Origin of the sequence: Cellulomonas sp. 73-92, from assembly GCF_001898175.1 — a bacterium.
Classification (GTDB): domain Bacteria; phylum Actinomycetota; class Actinomycetes; order Actinomycetales; family Cellulomonadaceae; genus Cellulomonas.
This window is the reverse complement of record NZ_MKTH01000008.1, coordinates 1-16945: the sequence shown is the minus strand read 5'-3', so window position 1 is coordinate 16945 and position 16945 is coordinate 1. Positions and strand designations below refer to the sequence as shown.

The following is a 16945-nucleotide window of genomic DNA, read 5'->3' as shown; positions in this document are numbered from 1 at the left end:
CGCCCACCCCGCCGACCCATGGCTCGCCTAGGATGGCTAGGCCCGGCCGAGTGGCCGGTGAGGTCCACCGCCCCTGCAGGGGTGCGAGCAGTCGGGAGTGGCGCGTGGCGTCCGTCGTCGAGAAGGTTCTGCGGCTCGGTGAGGGCCGGATCCTCAGGAGGCTGGCCGGGATCGCGGCGCAGGTCAACGCCCTGGAGGACGGGTTCGAGACCCTCACCGACGCCGAGCTGCGCGAGGAGACCGACCGCTTCAAGGAGCGGCTGGCCGACGGCGAGAAGATCGACGACATCCTGCCCGAGGCGTTCGCCGCGGTGCGCGAGGCGTCCCGCCGCACGCTGGGCCAGCGCCACTTCGACGTGCAGCTCATGGGCGGCGCGGCCCTGCACCTGGGCAACATCGCCGAGATGAAGACCGGCGAGGGCAAGACGCTCGTGGCGACGCTGCCGGCCTACCTCAACGCCCTGTCTGGCCAGGGCGTCCACGTCGTCACGGTCAACGACTACCTGGCCGGCTACCAGAGCGAGCTCATGGGCCGCGTGTTCCGGTTCCTCGGGCTGACCACCGGCTGCATCCTCGGCCAGATGACACCGGCCGAGCGGCGGGTCCAGTACGCCGCCGACATCACCTACGGCACCAACAACGAGTTCGGCTTCGACTACCTCCGCGACAACATGGCGTGGACGGTGGACGAGCTCGTCCAGCGGGGCCACCACTACGCGATCGTCGACGAGGTCGACTCCATCCTCATCGACGAGGCCCGGACCCCGCTCATCATCTCCGGCCCCGCGTCCGGCGACGCCAACCGCTGGTACACCGAGTTCGCCAAGGTCGCCCGCCGCCTCGAGCCGGAGCGCGACTACGAGGTGGACGAGAAGAAGCGCACCATCGGCGTCCTGGAGCCGGGGATCGCCCGCGTCGAGGACTACCTCGGCATCGACAACCTCTACGAGTCGCTCAACACCCCGCTCATCGGGTTCCTCAACAACGCCATCAAGGCGAAGGAGCTCTTCAAGCGGGACAAGGACTACGTCGTGCTGCAGGGCGAGGTGCTCATCGTCGACGAGCACACCGGCCGCATCCTCCCCGGCCGGCGCTACAACGAGGGCATGCACCAGGCCATCGAGGCCAAGGAGGGCGTGACCATCAAGGCGGAGAACCAGACCCTCGCCACGATCACGCTGCAGAACTACTTCCGCCTCTACACCAAGCTCGCGGGCATGACCGGCACGGCCGAGACCGAGGCCGCCGAGTTCCTCAACACCTACAAGCTCGGCGTGGTGCCGATCCCGACGAACAAGCCGATGATCCGCCTCGACCAGCGCGACTTCGTCTACAAGGGCGAGGAGGGCAAGTTCGACGCCGTCGTCGCCGACATCGTCGAGCGCCACGCCAAGGGCCAGCCGGTCCTCGTCGGCACCGTCTCGGTCGAGAAGAGCGAGTACCTGTCGAGCAAGCTGAAGAAGCACGGCGTGCCGCACGAGGTGCTCAACGCCAAGCAGCACGAGCGCGAGGCGGCCGTCGTCGCCCAGGCCGGCCGCAAGGGCGCCGTCACCGTCGCCACCAACATGGCCGGCCGCGGCACCGACATCATGCTCGGCGGCAACGCCGAGTTCATGGCCGTCGCGGAGATGGAGCAGCGCGGGTACGACCCCGCGGAGCGCCCGGAGGAGTACGAGGCCGCGTGGCCCGGCGTGCTCGCCAAGATGAAGGACGCGGTCGCGGCCGAGCACGACGAGGTCGTCGGGCTCGGTGGGCTCTACGTCCTCGGCACCGAGCGGCACGAGTCGCGCCGCATCGACAACCAGCTCCGCGGCCGTTCCGGCCGCCAGGGCGACCCCGGGGAGTCCCGGTTCTACCTGTCGATGCAGGACGACCTCATGCGCCTGTTCAACTCGGGCCTGGCCGAGTCGATGATGCAGCGCGCCGGGTTCCCCGAGGACCTGCCGCTGGAGAGCAAGATCGTCACCCGCGGCATCGCGTCGGCGCAGTCGCAGGTCGAGGCGCGCAACTTCGAGATCCGCAAGAACGTCCTCAAGTACGACGACGTGATGAACCGCCAGCGCGAGGTCATCTACGCCCAGCGCCGGCGCGTGCTGGAGGGCGAGGACCTCGCCGACCAGATCACGCACTTCCGGCGCGACGTGCTCATGGGGTACATCCACGACGCCACGGCCGAGGGCCGGCCGGAGGACTGGGACCTCGACACGCTGTGGACCGCCCTGCGCGGCATCTTCCCGATCTCCATCACGGTCGACGACGTCGTCGAGGCGGCCGGTGGGATCGAGCGGCTGGACGCCGAGATGATCGAGCGCGAGGTGCTCTCGGACGCCGAGATCGCCTACGCCGACCGCGAGGCGCTCCTCGGCGAGGAGGGCATCCGCCAGCTCGAGCGGCGCGTGACGCTCGCCGTCCTCGACCGCAAGTGGCGCGAGCACCTCTACGAGATGGACTACCTCAAGGAGGGCATCGGCCTGCGGGCGATGGCCCAGCGCGACCCGCTCATCGAGTACCAGCGCGAGGGCTACCAGCTGTTCTCGGCGATGACCGACGCGATCAAGGAGGAGAGCGTCCAGTACCTGTTCAACCTCGAGGTGCAGGTCGCCGAGCCCGAGGTGTCCGAGGCGCCCGCCGAGGTCGCACCGGACGAGAACGCGGCGCCCGCCGAGGTCGAGGCGGCCCCCGCGCCGCGGGTCGTCGCCCAAGGTCTGGACGGACCCGCCCAGCGCGCGCCCCTGAGCTACTCGGCACCGTCGTCGGACGGCGACGGCGCGGTGGTGTCGAGCGGTGACGCGCGGCGTGCCGGCTCCGGGACGGCCCAGCGCTCCGGCGCCCCGGCCTCCGCGCCGGCCGCCGGTGGGGGGAACCGTGAGGAGCGCCGCAAGGCCGCCAAGCAGGGCAAGAAGCGCCACTGACCCTCGCCCGCCGCAGGGTGGCGCGCTAGCCGACCTCGAGCGCCGTGGCGCGCCACGCGCCGCGGTGCGTCTCGAGCCGCAGCGCGATCGCCCGCACGCGCCGTCCGTCGTCGACCACCGCGGTCGCCTCGACGAGGTGCTCGTGGAGGGCGCACACGCGCACGCCGCGGACGGCCGCGGCGCGGGTCAGCGCCGGCACCGCGCCCCGTGTGACGGCGGCGCGCGCCCGCAGCGCGTCGAGCACGCCCGGGGCCAGCCAGCGCGCGAGCTGCGCGGCGGGCCGTCGCCCGACGATGACCTCGACGCTCGCGCCCGCGAGGCGTCGTGCGACGACCGTCGGGTCCTCGGCGGGAGCAGGCCCGCGCGGCTCGTCGGCCTCGTCGCTGCCGAGCGAACGATCGTCGGCCTTGAGGATGCGGAGCCGTTCGGCCGGCGTCGGCGGTGGCCCGCCGACGGGGGTCGTGGCGCGGCGCACCCGTGCCGGCGGGAGCGCGGGCACGAGCCGCACCCGCGGGCCCCCCGCGGCGTCCGCGGATGTCGTGGCCACCGGTGCCGCGGGGTCCTGCACCAGGTGGAGCGTCGCCGGGCGTGTGGCGGGCGCGGCGGTGACGGCCCGCCGGAAGAGCAGCTCGGCGGCGGTCTCGGGCGCGAGCTCGGCGAGGGCGCTCACCGGGTCATCGCCGGCGGGGCGACGAGCACCTGACCGGGCAGGATCAGCCCGGGGTCGGGCCCGATCGTCGCGGCGTTCGCCGCGTACCAGGCGGGCCACGCCGCGGCGACGTCCGCCTCGCTCGCGTCGGCCGGCAGGTGGCGGGCGGCGATGCCCCAGAGGGTGTCGCCGCGCACGACGACGACGGTCGCGGCCTCACCACCGGCCGGCGCGCCATCGCCTGACGTCCACCGCGCCGCACCGGGGACGGCCAGCGCGTCGGCGTTGCTGCCCGGCGAGACGGTCGGTCGCCACGCCCCTGGCGTGAGGGTTCCGGAGGTGCCCAGGGAGCTGCCGCCGCCGCGTGCCGTGGCGCCCGACATGGCCGAGCCGACAGACGGCGCCCAGCCGGGGTCGAACGGAGCAGTGGTGACCACCGCCGGTGCCGGCGCGGCGCTCGTGGTGCCGGCCATCGCGGCGGACGGTGCCGGCGCCGCACTCGTGGTGCCGGGCAGGGCGGCCGCCGGGGCCTGCGACGCGGCGGCGCTCCCGGCAGGCGGGAGCGAAGGCGCGGGCACCGTCGTCGTCACCGCCCACCCCAGGTCAGGTCCCGCGTCACCCGTGGCGACCGACGCGGTCGAGGGGCCGGCGGTCGTGGAGAGGTCGGCGGCCGACGCGGAGGTCACCGAGGCCGCGCCGAGCCCGGCGGCGACCGCCACGACGAGCGCCCGCCGTACGGCGGCCGGCGCGCACCGCTGCACCCACGCCTCGCCGTGCCGCCAGGCACCACCGGCGTGGCGGGCGAGCAGGCACGCGACGGCCATCGCCGCCGAGGCCGCGAGCCACGCCAGGACCAGGGCTCCGGTCGCGAGCACGGCGAGCTCCACCAGCTCGTCGGGCCCCGCGGTCGCCACGCCCACCGCCAGCTCGAGCGCGCGGCGCCCGCACGCCGCGGCCACCCCTGCTGACACGATCGCGGCCCCGCCGAGGGCGGGCACGCGACCCGCCGCCGTCCGGGGCGCCGCTGCCACGACGCCCATCGGATCTCCTTTTTCTGCTGCTGTAATGTCAGTTGATGCCGTTTGATGCGGCATGGCTCGCCTAGGTGTACCCGCTGCCGACGCCCGGTGTCGAGCGCTCACCGGCCCGGATCACCCGGACGGGTCCGCCGCCACTCGTTCGGCGGCCGCCCGCAACCCGTTCGGCCCTGCCGCCGCCGCCGGCCGGCGCCCTAGCGTGCGCACCGTGCAGTGGCAGCTGCTCTTCGAAGACCTGGATGCTCAGTTCGCGGCGGCGCAGGCCGAGCAGGCCCGCGCGGTCCGGTCCGACCTGGTGCGCGCCGAGCGCGCCACGACGCACCTCGCCGACCGGCTGCGCGCCGCCGTCGGCCTCCCGCTCCGGGTGCAGGCCGGCGACGTCGCGGTGGCGGGCGAGCTCCTCGACGTGGGCGAGGGCTGGGCCCTCCTGTCCGAGCCGCCCGCCCGGCAGGCCCTCGTGCCGGTCGCGGCGATCACCGCGGTCGCGGGGCTCGTCCCTCAGGTGGCTCCGCCGCCGGGCCGGGTGGGCCGCTCGCTCGGCCTGTCCCATGCGCTCCGGGCGCTGTCGCGGGACCGGGCGCAGGTGCAGGTGTGCGCGGCGGGCCGGACGCTGACCGGGGTGATCGACCGCGTCGGTGCCGACCACCTCGACCTGCGGCCTGCCGTCGGCCCGCCGTGGACGGTGCCGTTCAGCGCCCTGCTGGTGGTGCGCTCCCGGTGAGGGCTCAGGCGTCCGTGGCAGCGGCGCCGTGCGATGCGCGGGACCGTGTCTGCTCGTACATCCGCTCGATGTACCGCTCCAGCTCGCTGGCCTCCACGCGCCAGATGCCGCGGCCACCGATCTGGATGGCGGGCAGCTCACCGGACTTGACCAGCGAGTACGCCTGCTGCGCGGAGATGTTGAGGATCTCCGTCACGTCCGCGAGCGTGAGGAAGCGCGGTGCCATGCCCGCAGTGTGGCACGGGCGGACGACGAGCCCACCGACCCGCGCGACTTGTCCACAGCCTCGGCCGCGCCGCACCCGTCCCACCCCCGATGATGCAGCCCCGAGACGAGGAGGACGCCCGTGAGCCGCCTGGAGACCGGGACGCTCGACCTGCCGGCGCCGGTGGCGCAGCGCCTGCGCCGCCCGGGCTGGCGCGATCCCCGGCTGCTGACGGGGCTGGCGCTCGTGGCGGCCTCGGTCGCGCTCGGCTCGTGGGCGCTGCGCGCCGCCGAGCGGACCGTGCCGGTCTTCGTCGTCCGCGAGACGACGGTTCCGGGCGCCGCGATCGACGCCGCAGCGCTGACGGTCGCGGACGTGCGGCTCGGCGGCGTGGACCTGGCGCGGTACGTGCGCGCCGACGCGCCGCTCCCCGCCGGTGCCGTGGCGCTGCGCGTGGTCGAGGCCGGCGAGCTGCTGCCGGCGTCGGCCATCGGGTCGGCGGACGCCCTCGCGCTCCGCCCGGTCTCCGTGCCCGTCGCCGGCAGGCTCCCGGAGGCGGTCCGCAGCGGCGCCCGGGTGGACCTGTGGTTCAGCCCCAAGGCCCGGGCCGCGGACGACGCGCCCGGCGCGCCGTCGCAGCTCGCGGCCGCGCTGACCGTCGCGGAGGTGGACCGCCCTCAGGGCGCGTTCGCGGCGGGCGGTGCGACGACCGTGCACGTGCTCGTCCCGATCGAGCAGCTGCCGGACGTGCTGGCGGCCCTTGCCGCGAACGGCCGGGTGGACGTCGTCGCGGTGCCGGGGAGCTGACGTGCCGGTCGGCGTGCTGTGCGCGGTCCAGGGGGCGGCCGAGGCCGCGCTCGTCCAGGCGGTCGAGGGCGACGGGCGGCTCGCCGTCACGCGCCGCTGCGCGGACGTCGTCGAGCTGCTGGCCGCGGCCGAGGCCGGCCTGGGCCGGCTGGCGCTGGTCTCGGCGGAGCTCGACGGCCTCGACCGGGACGCGGTCGCGGCGCTGCACCACGCCGGCCTGCGGGTGGTCTGCGTCGCCGACCAGGACCGACCCTGGCTGACGGACCGGCTCGCCGCGTGCGGCGCGGACCTCGTCGTGCCGCCGCCCGGTGACCCGGGAGCGGCGCGGGACGTCGTCGGGCGCGCGGGTGCCCTGCTCGACGCCCCCGACCGCGTACCCGACCGGGTCACCGGGCCGGTGGCCCCCGCCCGGCGGGGCCGCCTGGTCGCGGTGTGGGGGCCGACGGGGGCACCCGGGCGCACCACGCTGGCGGTCAACCTGGCCGCCGAGATCGCCGCGCTGGGCCGCTCGTCGCTCCTCGTCGACGCCGACACCTACGGCGGGGCGGTCGCCCAGGTGATCGGCCTGCTCGACGAGGCTCCGGGGATCGCCGCCGCGGCCCGGGCGGCGGCCGCCGGCACCCTCGACGTGGCCGCGCTGGCCAGGCTGGCGCCCGTGGCAAGCCAGGGGCTGCGCGTGCTGACCGGGATCGCCCGCGCGGACCGCTGGCCGGAGCTGCCCGCAACCGCGCTGGACGCGCTGTGGGCGGTGGCGCGCTCGCTCGTCGACCTGACCGTGGTGGACACCGGCTTCGGCCTCGAGCGCGACGAGGTCCTCAGCTACGACACGCGGGCCCCCCAGCGCAACGCCGCGACCCTCTCGGCGCTCGCCGCAGCGGACGTGGTCGTCGCGGTCGGCGCCGGCGACCCGGTCGGTGTCGCACGCCTGGTGCGGGGGCTCGCCGACCTCGCCGACCTGGGGCTCGAGGGCGCCCGGCTCGTCGTCGTCAACCGGTTGCGCGCCGCCGCGACCGGCCCGGACCCGCATCGGGCCGTCGCCGACGCCCTCGCGCGCTACGCCGGGATCGGCGAGGTGCTCGTCGTGCCCGACGACCGGGCGGCGTGCGACGCCGCGCTGCTCGCCGGTCGGACGCTGCGCGAGTGCGCCCCGGGCGGCCCGGCGCGCAAGGCGATCGCCGCGCTCGCGGCGCGGCTGGCCACCCTGGTGCCGGCGCGCTGAGGGCAGACTGTGCCCGTGCGCGTCTACCTGCCCGCCGTCCTCGACCAGCTGCCCCGCGAGCAGGTGGGCCCCGGCCGTGCTCACGCCGTCACCCCCGAGCTGCGGTCCGGGCTGCCGGGGGAGGACGACGAGGGCTGGGAGTACGCCGCCCTGCTGGCGGCGGCCGACGACGCGCTCGCGCTGCTGCGGCGCCACCCGGGCTCGCCGCGGCTGCGGGTGGTGCTGGCGGCCGACGTGCCCGAGGGCCTCGTCGACGGCGGCACCGGGCCGGACGAGCCGGCCAGCGCGGTGGATCTCGTCGCGGGCGTGCCGTGGGAGGCCGTCGTCAGCGTCCACGTCGACGAGCCGGCGGCCGCGCAGGACGTCGTCGACGCGCTCGCCGGGGACCGGGCGGCCGACGACCGGCTCGTCGAGCGGGAGCTGCTCTGGTACGACGTCACGGAGGTCGGCCGCATCCCCTGGTGAGCCCCGCGGGGGCCGGTTTGGTCCCACCCCGTCGCTCCGGTAATCTTTGCCGCCGGTACGACCTCCGGTTGCGGCACCGGCCCCTCGCGGGGCCGGGGCGGGAACCGGGTGGTCATACCCCGGTGGGGTATGGTGTAACTGGCAGCACGAGGGATTCTGGTTCCCTTAGTCTAGGTTCGAATCCTGGTACCCCAGCGCTGTGACCTGCGAGGTCGCCGCTCCTCGAGCGGATCGGCTAGCATGGTCACTCCCGCGGGGCCGCAAGGCCTCGTGGCGCGACAGGCCCCCGTTGTGTAGCGGCCTAGCACGCCGCCCTCTCACGGCGGTAGCGCCGGTTCGAATCCGGTCGGGGGTACGAGCAAGGCCCGGTCACCGAGGTGACCGGGCCTTCGTCGTCGCTGGGGCCTCGCGCGGCGGGGTCAGTCCGCGGTGCGGCGGAGCACCTCGGTGAGGCGGTTGGCGGCGCTCACCACGGCGGCGGCATGGAGCCGGCCGGGCTGGCGGGAGAGGCGCTCGAGCGGCCCGGACACCGACACCGCGGCGACGACGCGACCGGACGGGCCCCGCACCGGCGCGGACACGGAGGCGACACCGATCTCGCGCTCGGACACCGACTGCGCCCAGCCGCGGCGGCGCACGCCGGACAGGATCGTCGCGGTGAACTTGGCGCCCTGCAGGCCGCGGTGCAGCCGGTCCGGCTCCTCCCACGCGAGGAGCACCTGGGCGGCCGAGCCGGCGAGCATCGTCAGCGTCGCCCCGACCGGGATCGAGTCGCGCAGGCCCACGGGCCGCTCGGCGGCCGCGACGCAGATGCGCATGTCGCCCTGGCGCCGGTAGAGCTGGGCCGACTCGCCGGTGTGGTCCCGCAGCGCGGTCAGCACCGGCCCCGCGGCGGCCAGCAGCCGGTCCTCGCCCGCGGCCGTGGCCAGCTCCGACAGGCGCGGGCCGAGGACGAACCGACCCTGCAGGTCACGCGCGACCAGGCGGTGATGCTCCAGGGCGACGGCGAGGCGGTGCGCGGTCGGGCGGGCGAGGTGGGTGGCGGTCACCAGCTGGGCGAGCGTCGCGGGTCCCGCCTCGAGGGCGCTGAGGACCGCGGCCGCCTTGTCCAGGACGCCGACTCCGCTAGAGTTGTCCATAGGTCGATATTGTCGTCTCGTCTACTGAGATGCAAGTCGGGGCACCAACCCCGGGCGTGAGACGCCTCGACCGACGCGCGGACGCCGGAGCCACAGTAATCCGGGGATCCGGACGAGAACGAGCACGAGGGACAGGCGACATGGCGGGAACGCTGGCGGAGAAGGTCTGGCAGGCGCACGTCGTGCGCCGCGGTGAGGACGGCGCGCCGGACATCCTCTACATCGACCTCCACCTCGTCCACGAGGTGACCAGCCCGCAGGCGTTCGAGGGCCTGCGCCTCGCCGGCCGGAAGGTTCGGCGCCCGGACCTGACGATCGCGACCGAGGACCACAACACCCCGACGCTCGACATCGACCTGCCGATCGCCGACGCCACCAGCCGGACACAGATCGAGACGCTGCGCGCCAACGCGGCGGAGTTCGGCGTCCGGATCCACTCGCTCGGCGACGCCGACCAGGGGATCGTCCACCAGGTCGGCCCCCAGCTCGGCCTGACGATGCCGGGCCTGACGGTCGTCTGCGGCGACTCCCACACCTCGACGCACGGCGCGTTCGGCGCGCTGGCCTTCGGCATCGGCACGAGCGAGGTCGAGCACGTGCTGGCCACGCAGACGCTGCCGCTCACGCCGTTCAAGACGATGGCGATCACGGTCGAGGGCGAGCTGCCCGCGGGTGCGACCAGCAAGGACATCATCCTGGCGATCATCGCCAAGATCGGCACCGGCGGCGGCCAGGGCTACGTCCTGGAGTACCGCGGCGACGCGATCCGCGCGCTCTCGATGGAGGCGCGCATGACGGTCTGCAACATGTCGATCGAGGCCGGCGCCCGCGCCGGGATGATCGCGCCCGACGAGACGACCTTCGCCTACCTCAAGGGTCGCCCGCACGCTCCGGAGGGCGGCGACTGGGACGCCGCCGTCGAGTACTGGCGCACCCTGCGGTCCGACGACGACGCGACCTACGACGCCGAGGTCGTGCTGCAGGCGAAGGACATCGAGCCGTACGTCACGTGGGGCACGAACCCCGGTCAGGGCTTGCCGCTGTCGGCCAGCGTCCCGGTGCCGGAGGAGATCGCCGACGAGGCGACCCGCCTCGCCGCCGAGCGCGCCATCGAGTACATGGGCCTGACGCCCGGGCAGCCGCTGCGTGACATCACGGTCGACACGGTGTTCATCGGCTCGTGCACCAACGGCCGCATCGAGGACCTCCGGTCCGTCGCGAAGGTCGTCCGGGGCCGGCGCAAGGCCGACAGCGTCCGCGTGCTCGTCGTGCCCGCCTCCGCGCGCGTGCGGCTGCAGGCCGAGGCGGAGGGGCTGGACCGGATCTTCCTCGACTTCGGCGCGGAGTGGCGCAACGCCGGGTGCTCGATGTGCCTCGGCATGAACCCCGACCAGCTGGCGCCGGGCGAGCGCGCCGCCTCGACGTCCAACCGCAACTTCGAGGGCCGGCAGGGCAAGGGCGGGCGCACCCACCTCGTCAGCCCGCTCGTCGCGGCCGCCACCGCGATCCGCGGCACGCTCTCGTCCCTGGCCGACCTCGACCTGCCGGCGGGCACGACGGTCGACGGCAGCCCCCTGGCCCCCCTCGACCCGCACCTGACGGTGCAGGTCTGATCCGCAGGAGATCGGCGATGGAGAAGTTCACCCAGCACACCGGCGTCGGCGTCCCGCTGCGGCGCAGCAACGTCGACACCGACCAGATCATCCCGGCGGTGTTCCTCAAGCGGGTCACCCGGACCGGGTTCGAGGACGCGTTGTTCTCCGCGTGGCGCAACGACCCCGCGTTCGTCCTCAACCAGGACGCCTACCGGGCCGGGTCGGTGCTCGTCGCCGGCGCGGACTTCGGCACCGGCTCGTCGCGCGAGCACGCGGTGTGGGCGCTCAAGGACTACGGGTTCCGCGTGGTGCTGTCGCCCCGGTTCGCGGACATCTTCCGTGGCAACGCGGGCAAGCAGGGCCTCGTCGCGGCGACGGTCTCGGCCGAGGACGTCGAGCTGATCTGGAAGATCCTTGAGACCCGCCCGGGCACCGAGGTGACGGTCGACCTCGTCGCGCGGACCGCGACGTGCGACGACGTGGTGGTGTCGATCGGCATCGACGACTACACGCGCTGGCGGCTGATGGAGGGGCTCGACGACATCGGGCTGACGCTCCAGCACGCGCAGGACATCACCGAGTTCGAGGCCCGGCGCGAGGCGTGGCGGCCGACGACGCTGCCCGCCAAGCACCTGCCGCCGCAGCCGGTCGAGCCGGCGCGCCCGGTGCCGCTCACGCTCGGCGCCACGCGCACGCGGTAGCGACCCGGCGATTCGGGCGCGCGGCCCGCGGCGCGCCAGTACCGTGAGCGGCACGACGAAGGAGGCCCGCCATGGTCAGCAAGTCGCAGCTCGCCCAGCGCATCGCGGCGCGGGGCGCCACGCCGGCCCAGGCCGCCCACGCGGTCGACGCCGTGCTCGGGGAGATCACCGCCGCCCTGGCGGCGGGGGAGAAGGTGACGCTCGTCGGCTTCGGCTCGTTCGAGCCCGTCGCCCGCGGCGCCCGCACGGCGCGCAACCCCCGCACCGGCGAGACGGTTCCGGTGGCCGCTACGACGGTGCCGCGGTTCCACCCCGGTGCCGGGCTCCGCACCGCGGTGGACGGCGGCGGGACGTCGCTGCGCCCCGTCGGCTCGCTCGCGGACGGCTACGCGTCGCTCGTCGTGCCCGAGGCGCCGGCGAAGGCGGCGCGGCCGGCCAAGCCGGCGAAGCCCGCGCCCAAGAAGGTCGCCAAGGCCGCCAAGCCGGCGGCGAAGGACGACAAGCACAAGGGCAAGGACGCCAAGGGCAAGAAGTCGGGCAAGAAGAAGTAGCCACCGCACAACGGCCTCACAGACTCTGTGTGGGTTTCGCGCGGATCATCCGGCCCAGGGGCGTCGGAGTGCGGGTGACGCCAACCGTGGGAGACGATGTGCCCCATGGATGACCTGCTCTACGTCGACGGAGGAAACCCCCTCTCGGGTGAGATCACCGTGCGGGGCGCGAAGAACTTCGTCTCCAAGGCCATGGTCGCGGCCCTGCTCGGCGAGACGCCGAGCGTGCTGCGCAACGTGCCGGAGATCCGCGACGTCCAGGTGGTGTCGTCCCTGCTCGAGCTCCACGGCGTCGCGGTGGACCACGACGCCGAGGCCGGCACGGTGCGGATCGACCCGACGAACGTGGACTCCGCCGTCGTGGCCGACATCGACACGCTCGCCGGGTCCAGCCGCATCCCGATCCTGTTCTGCGGCCCGCTGCTGCACCGGCTCGGCGAGGCGTTCATCCCGGACCTGGGCGGCTGCCGCATCGGCGACCGGCCGATCAACTACCACCTCGACATCCTTCGCCAGTTCGGCGCCGTGGTGGACAAGCGCGAGAACGGGATCCACATCCTCGCGCCGAACGGGCTGACCGGCACCAAGGTCGCGCTGCCGTACCCGAGCGTCGGTGCGACCGAGCAGCTGCTGCTCACCGCGGTGCGGGCCGAGGGCAAGACCGAGCTCTCGGGCGCGGCGATCGAGCCCGAGATCATGGACCTCATCAACGTCCTGCAGAAGATGGGCGCGATCATCTCGGTCGACACCGACCGCGTGATCCGCATCGAGGGCGTCGACCGGCTCATCGGGTTCTCCCACACCGCGCTCGCGGACCGGATCGAGGCCGCGTCCTGGGCGTCGGCGGCGCTCGCCACCGGGGGCGACATCTTCGTCCGGGGCGCGACGCAGCCGGAGATGACGACCTTCCTCAACACCTTCCGCAAGGTCGGCGGCGAGTTCGTCGTCGAGGACGACGGCATCCGCTTCTACCACCCGGGCGGCGACCTGCGGTCGATCCAGCTCGAGACCGACGTGCACCCCGGGTTCATGACCGACTGGCAGCAGCCGCTCGTGGTGGCCCTGACGCAGGCCAGCGGCCTGTCGATCGTCCACGAGACGGTGTACGAGAACCGGTTCGGGTTCGTCGACGCGCTCGTCGGCATGGGCGCGACCATCCAGGTCTACAAGGAGTGCCTCGGGTCGCGGCCCTGCCGGTTCGGGCAGCGGAACTTCTACCACTCGGCGGTCATCTCCGGCCCGACGACCCTGACGGCGGCGGCCATCGAGGTGCCCGACCTGCGCGGCGGGTTCAGCCACCTCATCGCGGCGCTCACCGCGAAGGGGACCTCGTCCGTGCGCGGCATCAGCCTCATCGACCGCGGGTACGAGCGGTTCACCGAGAAGCTCGCGGCGCTCGGTGCCTCGTTCAGCCGCGAGGCCCCGAAGCGCTGATCTGGCGCCCGGACGAGCCGCGCGGTCCCGGTCGGTGGGGCCGTCGGCGTCCGGCTAGAGTCGGCTCCCATGGCTCACCCGGCGCGCGCCAACGGCGCCTATCGCTTCGTCGCCGCGATCGTCCGGCCCTTCCTGCGGGCGACGACACGTCGCGACTGGCGCGGCACCGAGAACCTCCGGCGTGACGGCGGCTTCATCGCCGCCGGGAACCACGCCACCGAGATCGACCCGCTGACGTTCGCGCACGTGCTGTGGGACAACGGCATCGCGCCGCGCATCCTCGCCAAGGCGTCGCTGTTCAAGGTCCCCGTGCTCGGTGCGATCCTGCGGGCCACCGGCCAGCTCCCGGTGGACCGGGGCGGCTCGCGCGCCGCCGACTCGCTCGGGCCCGCCACCAGGGCCCTGGCCGCCGGGGAGGTCGTCGCGGTGTTCCCGGAGGGAACGCTGACCCGCGACCCAGACCTGTGGCCGATGGCGGGCAAGACGGGTGTCGCTCGGCTGGCGCTGGCGAGCCGCGCGCCGGTGGTGCCCATCGCGCAGTGGGGGGCCACCGAGCTCCTGCCGCGGTACTCGAAGAAGTTCAGGCCGTTCCCGCGCAAGCAGGTCTGGGTGGTCGTCGGCACGCCCGTCCCGCTGGACGACCTGTACGACCGGCCCACCGACGCGCTCGTGCTGCGCGAGGCCACCGACCGCGTGCTCGACGCCATCACCGCGCTGCTCGAGCAGATCCGGGGTGAGGCGGCGCCGAAGCCGCGCTTCGACCTGCGCGACCACCCCGAGTACGAGGAGCGCAAGACCGTCTACCCGCCGGTGGCGGGTCGATGACACGCGCCGCCGTCATCGGCAGCGGGGCCTGGGGCACGACCTTCGCCCAGGTGCTCGCCGACGCCGGGTGCGACGTCGCCGTGTGGGGGCACGACGACGCGTTGTGCCGGCGGATGAACGCCACGCACGTCAACGACGCGCACCTGCCCGGCGTGCTGCTGCCGGAGATTATCCGGGCTTCGTCGGACGCCGCGGACGTGCTGGCCGGGGCGGACCTGGTCGCGGTGGCCGTCCCCGTGCAGGTCGCCCGCGAGGCGCTGGCCCCGATGGCCGCGGCCGTCCCGCCGGGCGTGCCGGTCGTCTCGCTGATGAAGGGCGTGGAGCTGGCGACGGACGTGCTGGCGTCGCGGATGCTCGCGCAGGCGCTGGCGCTGCCCGACGAGCGTGTCGCGGTGCTGTCGGGCCCGAACCTCGCCAAGGAGATCGCCGCCCGCCAGCCGACGGCGACGGTCATCGCCTCGGTCTCCGACGACACCGCGACCCTCGTCGCCCGGACCGTGCAGACCGCGTACTTCCGTCCGTACACGTCGTCCGACGTCGTCGGCGTGGAGCTGTGCGGCGCGGTGAAGAACGTCATCGCGATCGCGGTCGGCATCGCGCAGGGCCGGGGGCTCGGCTACAACACGACGGCGACGCTGGTCACGCGCGGCCTGGCGGAGATCCGCCGGCTGGGCCTGCGGCTCGGCGCGGACGGTGAGACCTTCGCCGGCCTGGCCGGCGCCGGGGACCTCATGGCGACCTGCGCGTCGCCGCTGTCCCGCAACCACTCGCTCGGCGTGCTGCTGGGCCAGGGAGCGGGTCTGGACGAGGCGATCACCCGCACCGAGGGCACCGCCGAGGGGGTCAAGACGAGCCGCGCGGTCGCCGAGCTCGCGGCCACCCTCGAGGTCGACATGCCCATCACCGACGCGGTCGCCAAGGTGCTCTTCGAGGGCCTGCCGGTCGACGACCTGGCGCCGATGCTCCTCGGCCGGCCGATGAAGGCCGAGGCGGCCGACGTACCGCTGGACGCCTCCTAGCGAGCGGAGGTCCGGGGCGCTTGCCCTGCTGAACCCCTACGCCCCGGCGTGACGTCCCGCGAGCTGGACCCGCCGTGGGGCCTCGCCCTCGTGCGTCTCGTGCCGTCGATGTTGCACGACGAGGAGCGGCCCGCGGAGCTGCGGGGACATGTGGCGCGCGGCTCGAGGCTGCGCGCCGAGCGGTCCGGCCACCCCGGCCTGCTGACCGGGCGTCTCTGCTGGTCAGAAGGGTGGGTTGTCGGGGATGGCGCGGGGGTGCTTGTCGAGCTTCTCGGTTCGCCCGTGGTTGCCGGGGGTGACGCGGTAGGTCAGTCCGGCGGGGGTGTGCCACTCGAACACGCCGGGGGCCATCTGTCGCAGGGTGAAGCCGCCGTCGGTCTTCAGTCGGTGGCATCGGGTGGACAGGGGTCCGAGATTGCCGGCCGAGGTGGTGCCGGGCACGGGCGAGCCGTTGGCGGGGGTGCTGTGGTACTCGGTGGTGTGGTCGATGTCGCAGCGGGGCCCGGGCACACTGCAGCCGGGTCCGGCGCAGACCTGGTCGCGGGCCAGAACGTGCTCGGCCAGGGCTGCTGGTGGCCGGTAGCGGGTGCGTCCGACGTCCAGCACGGCGCCGGTCAGTGGGTCGGTGACGATGCGACGCCAGGTTCCCCCGAGTGCCAGGGCACGGGCCTGCTCGGCAGCGATCGGTCCGAACCCGGCCAGCTCAGCCGGCTGGTCGTCCAGTCCCATCAAGGTGGACAAGGCGACGGTGACGTCGATGCGGACCTTGGGGATCCGGATGCCGGGAGCGGCCCGCCCCGGCGGACGCGCCTGGCCGGCCGGCCAGGCGCCCTGCTCGTGGTCGATGTCGGTCTCCAGGTCGACCTCGTCCGGCCCTCGGTGAGCGCCGTCGGGCGCGCGGTCGATGCCGTCGGTCTCCTGGTCGGTGCCGTCCGGGGGCGCCACGAGGCTGGATCCGAGCGCGGCGTCGGTGGTCGTCGCAGCGTCATGTCGGGTGTCGCCGCCCACACCGTTCCCGCCCAGCATCAACGTGGTGCCGGCGAGCAGGGCGGTGCCGGTGGCTAGGTCGGTCAGGGTGTCGGCGCGCAGCTGGTCCAGGGTGCGCGGGTCCCCGGCGGCCCGCGCGGCGCGGGCGGTGGCCTCCAACGTGCCGTCGATCCGCGCCGCGTCGGTGGCCGGGAGGACGGCCCATAGGCCGGCCATCCCGTCCGGCAGCCGGCGGGGGTGGCACACGTGCCGGGCCGCCAACGCCTTTGGCAGGCGTATCGCGGCATCCTCGGGGTCGGCGGCCAGCAGGGCCCGGTCCACGTCGGCGGCCAGCTGCGTCGGGGTGCGCAGCGACGCCTGCGGCAGGACCTGCTCCAGCACCGGCCAGGACAGCTGGTAGGCCCGGTCAGCCAACCGGTCGCTCAGCACCCGCAGCTTGGCAAGATCGAGCAGCCCGTCGCGGACCGCGTCGGCCACCGGCAACAGCTGCGCACCCAACGCCCGCCCATCACGCACCAGCCGGTTGGCGGCCGGACGCGACCAGCCCAGCCGCATCGCCAGCTCATCACCGGCCACACACGTGCGCGACGGCACCGGCTGGCGCCACAACGGGTTCATCGACGCCCGCCGCGACAACTCCCCCGCCGCCAACGCACCCAGCAGGTGATCGAACGCGGCC

General features: G+C 74.5%; 15 protein-coding genes, 2 tRNA genes and 1 pseudogene. 13 read left to right on the top strand and 5 right to left on the bottom strand.

The window, feature by feature from the left end; translation table 11 throughout:
• Positions 1-104 precede the first annotated feature (104 nt).
• Entirely contained in the window at positions 105-2912 is a 2808-nt protein-coding gene (gene secA, locus BGO37_RS03580) for a preprotein translocase subunit SecA (RefSeq protein ID WP_291752353.1), read from the top strand.
• A gap of 25 nt (positions 2913-2937) precedes the next feature.
• Here secA and BGO37_RS03575 read toward each other — a convergent pair whose 3' ends face one another.
• Together BGO37_RS03575 and BGO37_RS03570 are read right to left on the bottom strand one after the other, a co-directional pair.
• Positions 2938-3582 (bottom strand): Rv3235 family protein, encoded by a 645-nt coding sequence (locus BGO37_RS03575; RefSeq protein WP_291752351.1) that lies wholly within the window; start codon positions 3580-3582, stop codon positions 2938-2940.
• The gene (locus tag BGO37_RS03570; RefSeq protein WP_291752349.1) at positions 3579-4601 is read right to left on the bottom strand and encodes a LysM domain-containing protein; all 1023 of its coding nucleotides are present in this window, start codon (positions 4599-4601) and stop codon (positions 3579-3581) included. The genes BGO37_RS03575 and BGO37_RS03570 overlap by 4 nt, the downstream gene beginning before the upstream one ends.
• Before the next feature lie 205 nt (positions 4602-4806).
• Between BGO37_RS03570 and BGO37_RS03565 the strand changes: the two genes are divergently transcribed.
• Positions 4807-5319 carry a hypothetical protein gene (locus tag BGO37_RS03565; RefSeq protein ID WP_291752348.1) on the top strand — a complete coding sequence of 171 codons (513 nt, stop codon included), beginning with the start codon at positions 4807-4809 and terminating at the stop codon, positions 5317-5319.
• Between the two features lie 4 nt (positions 5320-5323).
• Here the strand turns inward: BGO37_RS03565 and BGO37_RS03560 are convergent, their stop codons facing one another.
• On the bottom strand, positions 5324-5545 hold the full coding sequence (locus tag BGO37_RS03560; protein WP_291752346.1) for a helix-turn-helix domain-containing protein: 222 nt from the start codon (positions 5543-5545) through the stop codon (positions 5324-5326).
• Between the two features lie 120 nt (positions 5546-5665).
• On the opposite strand from BGO37_RS03560, the gene BGO37_RS03555 reads away from it, so the two are divergent.
• The 5 genes from BGO37_RS03555 (at position 5666) to BGO37_RS03535 (ending at position 8370) form a co-directional block, all read left to right on the top strand.
• Positions 5666-6331 (top strand): hypothetical protein, encoded by a 666-nt coding sequence (locus BGO37_RS03555; RefSeq protein ID WP_367188082.1) that lies wholly within the window; start codon positions 5666-5668, stop codon positions 6329-6331.
• Position 6332: 1 nt separating this feature from the next.
• Positions 6333-7550: a hypothetical protein gene (locus tag BGO37_RS03550; RefSeq protein WP_291752343.1), complete on the top strand. Its 1218-nt coding sequence runs from the start codon at positions 6333-6335 to the stop codon at positions 7548-7550.
• Positions 7551-7565: 15 nt separating this feature from the next.
• On the top strand, positions 7566-8015 hold the full coding sequence (locus BGO37_RS03545; RefSeq protein WP_291752341.1) for a hypothetical protein: 450 nt from the start codon (positions 7566-7568) through the stop codon (positions 8013-8015).
• A 123-nt stretch (positions 8016-8138) separates the two neighbouring features.
• Positions 8139-8210, top strand: a tRNA-Gln gene (locus BGO37_RS03540).
• A gap of 87 nt (positions 8211-8297) precedes the next feature.
• A tRNA-Glu gene (locus BGO37_RS03535) sits at positions 8298-8370 on the top strand.
• 64 nt (positions 8371-8434) lie between these two features.
• Here the strand turns inward: BGO37_RS03535 and BGO37_RS03530 are convergent.
• A complete protein-coding gene (locus BGO37_RS03530) occupies positions 8435-9154 on the bottom strand; it encodes an IclR family transcriptional regulator (protein ID WP_291752339.1) in 720 nt (239 codons plus the stop codon).
• Positions 9155-9294: 140 nt separating this feature from the next.
• Here BGO37_RS03530 and leuC point away from each other — a divergent pair, with 140 nt between their 5' ends.
• The 6 genes and pseudogenes from leuC to BGO37_RS03500 all read left to right on the top strand — a co-directional run bounded on the left by leuC (position 9295) and on the right by BGO37_RS03500 (position 15279).
• Positions 9295-10767: a 3-isopropylmalate dehydratase large subunit gene (gene leuC / locus BGO37_RS03525; protein ID WP_291752335.1), complete on the top strand. Its 1473-nt coding sequence runs from the start codon at positions 9295-9297 to the stop codon at positions 10765-10767.
• 17 nt (positions 10768-10784) lie between these two features.
• Complete coding sequence (gene leuD, locus BGO37_RS03520; protein ID WP_291752332.1) at positions 10785-11450, top strand: 3-isopropylmalate dehydratase small subunit; 666 nt, start codon at positions 10785-10787, stop codon at positions 11448-11450.
• A 71-nt stretch (positions 11451-11521) separates the two neighbouring features.
• Positions 11522-11791, top strand: a pseudogene (locus tag BGO37_RS03515) (HU family DNA-binding protein); the annotation flags it as partial.
• A gap of 315 nt (positions 11792-12106) precedes the next feature.
• Positions 12107-13435, top strand: a complete 1329-nt coding sequence (murA, locus tag BGO37_RS03510) for a UDP-N-acetylglucosamine 1-carboxyvinyltransferase (protein WP_291752330.1) — start codon at positions 12107-12109, stop codon at positions 13433-13435.
• Positions 13436-13504: 69 nt separating this feature from the next.
• On the top strand, positions 13505-14260 hold the full coding sequence (locus tag BGO37_RS03505; protein WP_291752328.1) for a 1-acyl-sn-glycerol-3-phosphate acyltransferase: 756 nt from the start codon (positions 13505-13507) through the stop codon (positions 14258-14260).
• Positions 14257-15279 (top strand): NAD(P)H-dependent glycerol-3-phosphate dehydrogenase, encoded by a 1023-nt coding sequence (locus BGO37_RS03500; protein WP_291752326.1) that lies wholly within the window; start codon positions 14257-14259, stop codon positions 15277-15279. Before BGO37_RS03505 ends, BGO37_RS03500 begins: the two co-directional genes overlap by 4 nt.
• Before the next feature lie 222 nt (positions 15280-15501).
• On the opposite strand, the gene BGO37_RS03495 is transcribed toward BGO37_RS03500, so the two are convergent.
• A partial coding sequence (locus BGO37_RS03495; RefSeq protein ID WP_291752324.1) for an HNH endonuclease signature motif containing protein occupies positions 15502-16945 on the bottom strand: 1444 nt, incomplete at its 5' end.

What these genes read in the sequence shown, in the direction of transcription:
- BGO37_RS03500 (WP_291752326.1), top strand. Translation starts at nt 14,257, where the DNA reads ATGACACGCGCCGCCGTCATCGGCAGCGGGGCCTGGGGCACGACCTTC.
- murA (WP_291752330.1), top strand. Translation starts at nt 12,107, where the DNA reads ATGGATGACCTGCTCTACGTCGACGGAGGAAACCCCCTCTCGGGTGAG.
- leuC (WP_291752335.1), top strand. Translation starts at nt 9,295, where the DNA reads ATGGCGGGAACGCTGGCGGAGAAGGTCTGGCAGGCGCACGTCGTGCGC.
- BGO37_RS03570 (WP_291752349.1), bottom strand. Translation starts at nt 4,601, where the DNA reads ATGGGCGTCGTGGCAGCGGCGCCCCGGACGGCGGCGGGTCGCGTGCCC.
- leuD (WP_291752332.1), top strand. Translation starts at nt 10,785, where the DNA reads ATGGAGAAGTTCACCCAGCACACCGGCGTCGGCGTCCCGCTGCGGCGC.
- BGO37_RS03560 (WP_291752346.1), bottom strand. Translation starts at nt 5,545, where the DNA reads ATGGCACCGCGCTTCCTCACGCTCGCGGACGTGACGGAGATCCTCAAC.
- BGO37_RS03505 (WP_291752328.1), top strand. Translation starts at nt 13,505, where the DNA reads ATGGCTCACCCGGCGCGCGCCAACGGCGCCTATCGCTTCGTCGCCGCG.
- BGO37_RS03530 (WP_291752339.1), bottom strand. Translation starts at nt 9,154, where the DNA reads ATGGACAACTCTAGCGGAGTCGGCGTCCTGGACAAGGCGGCCGCGGTC.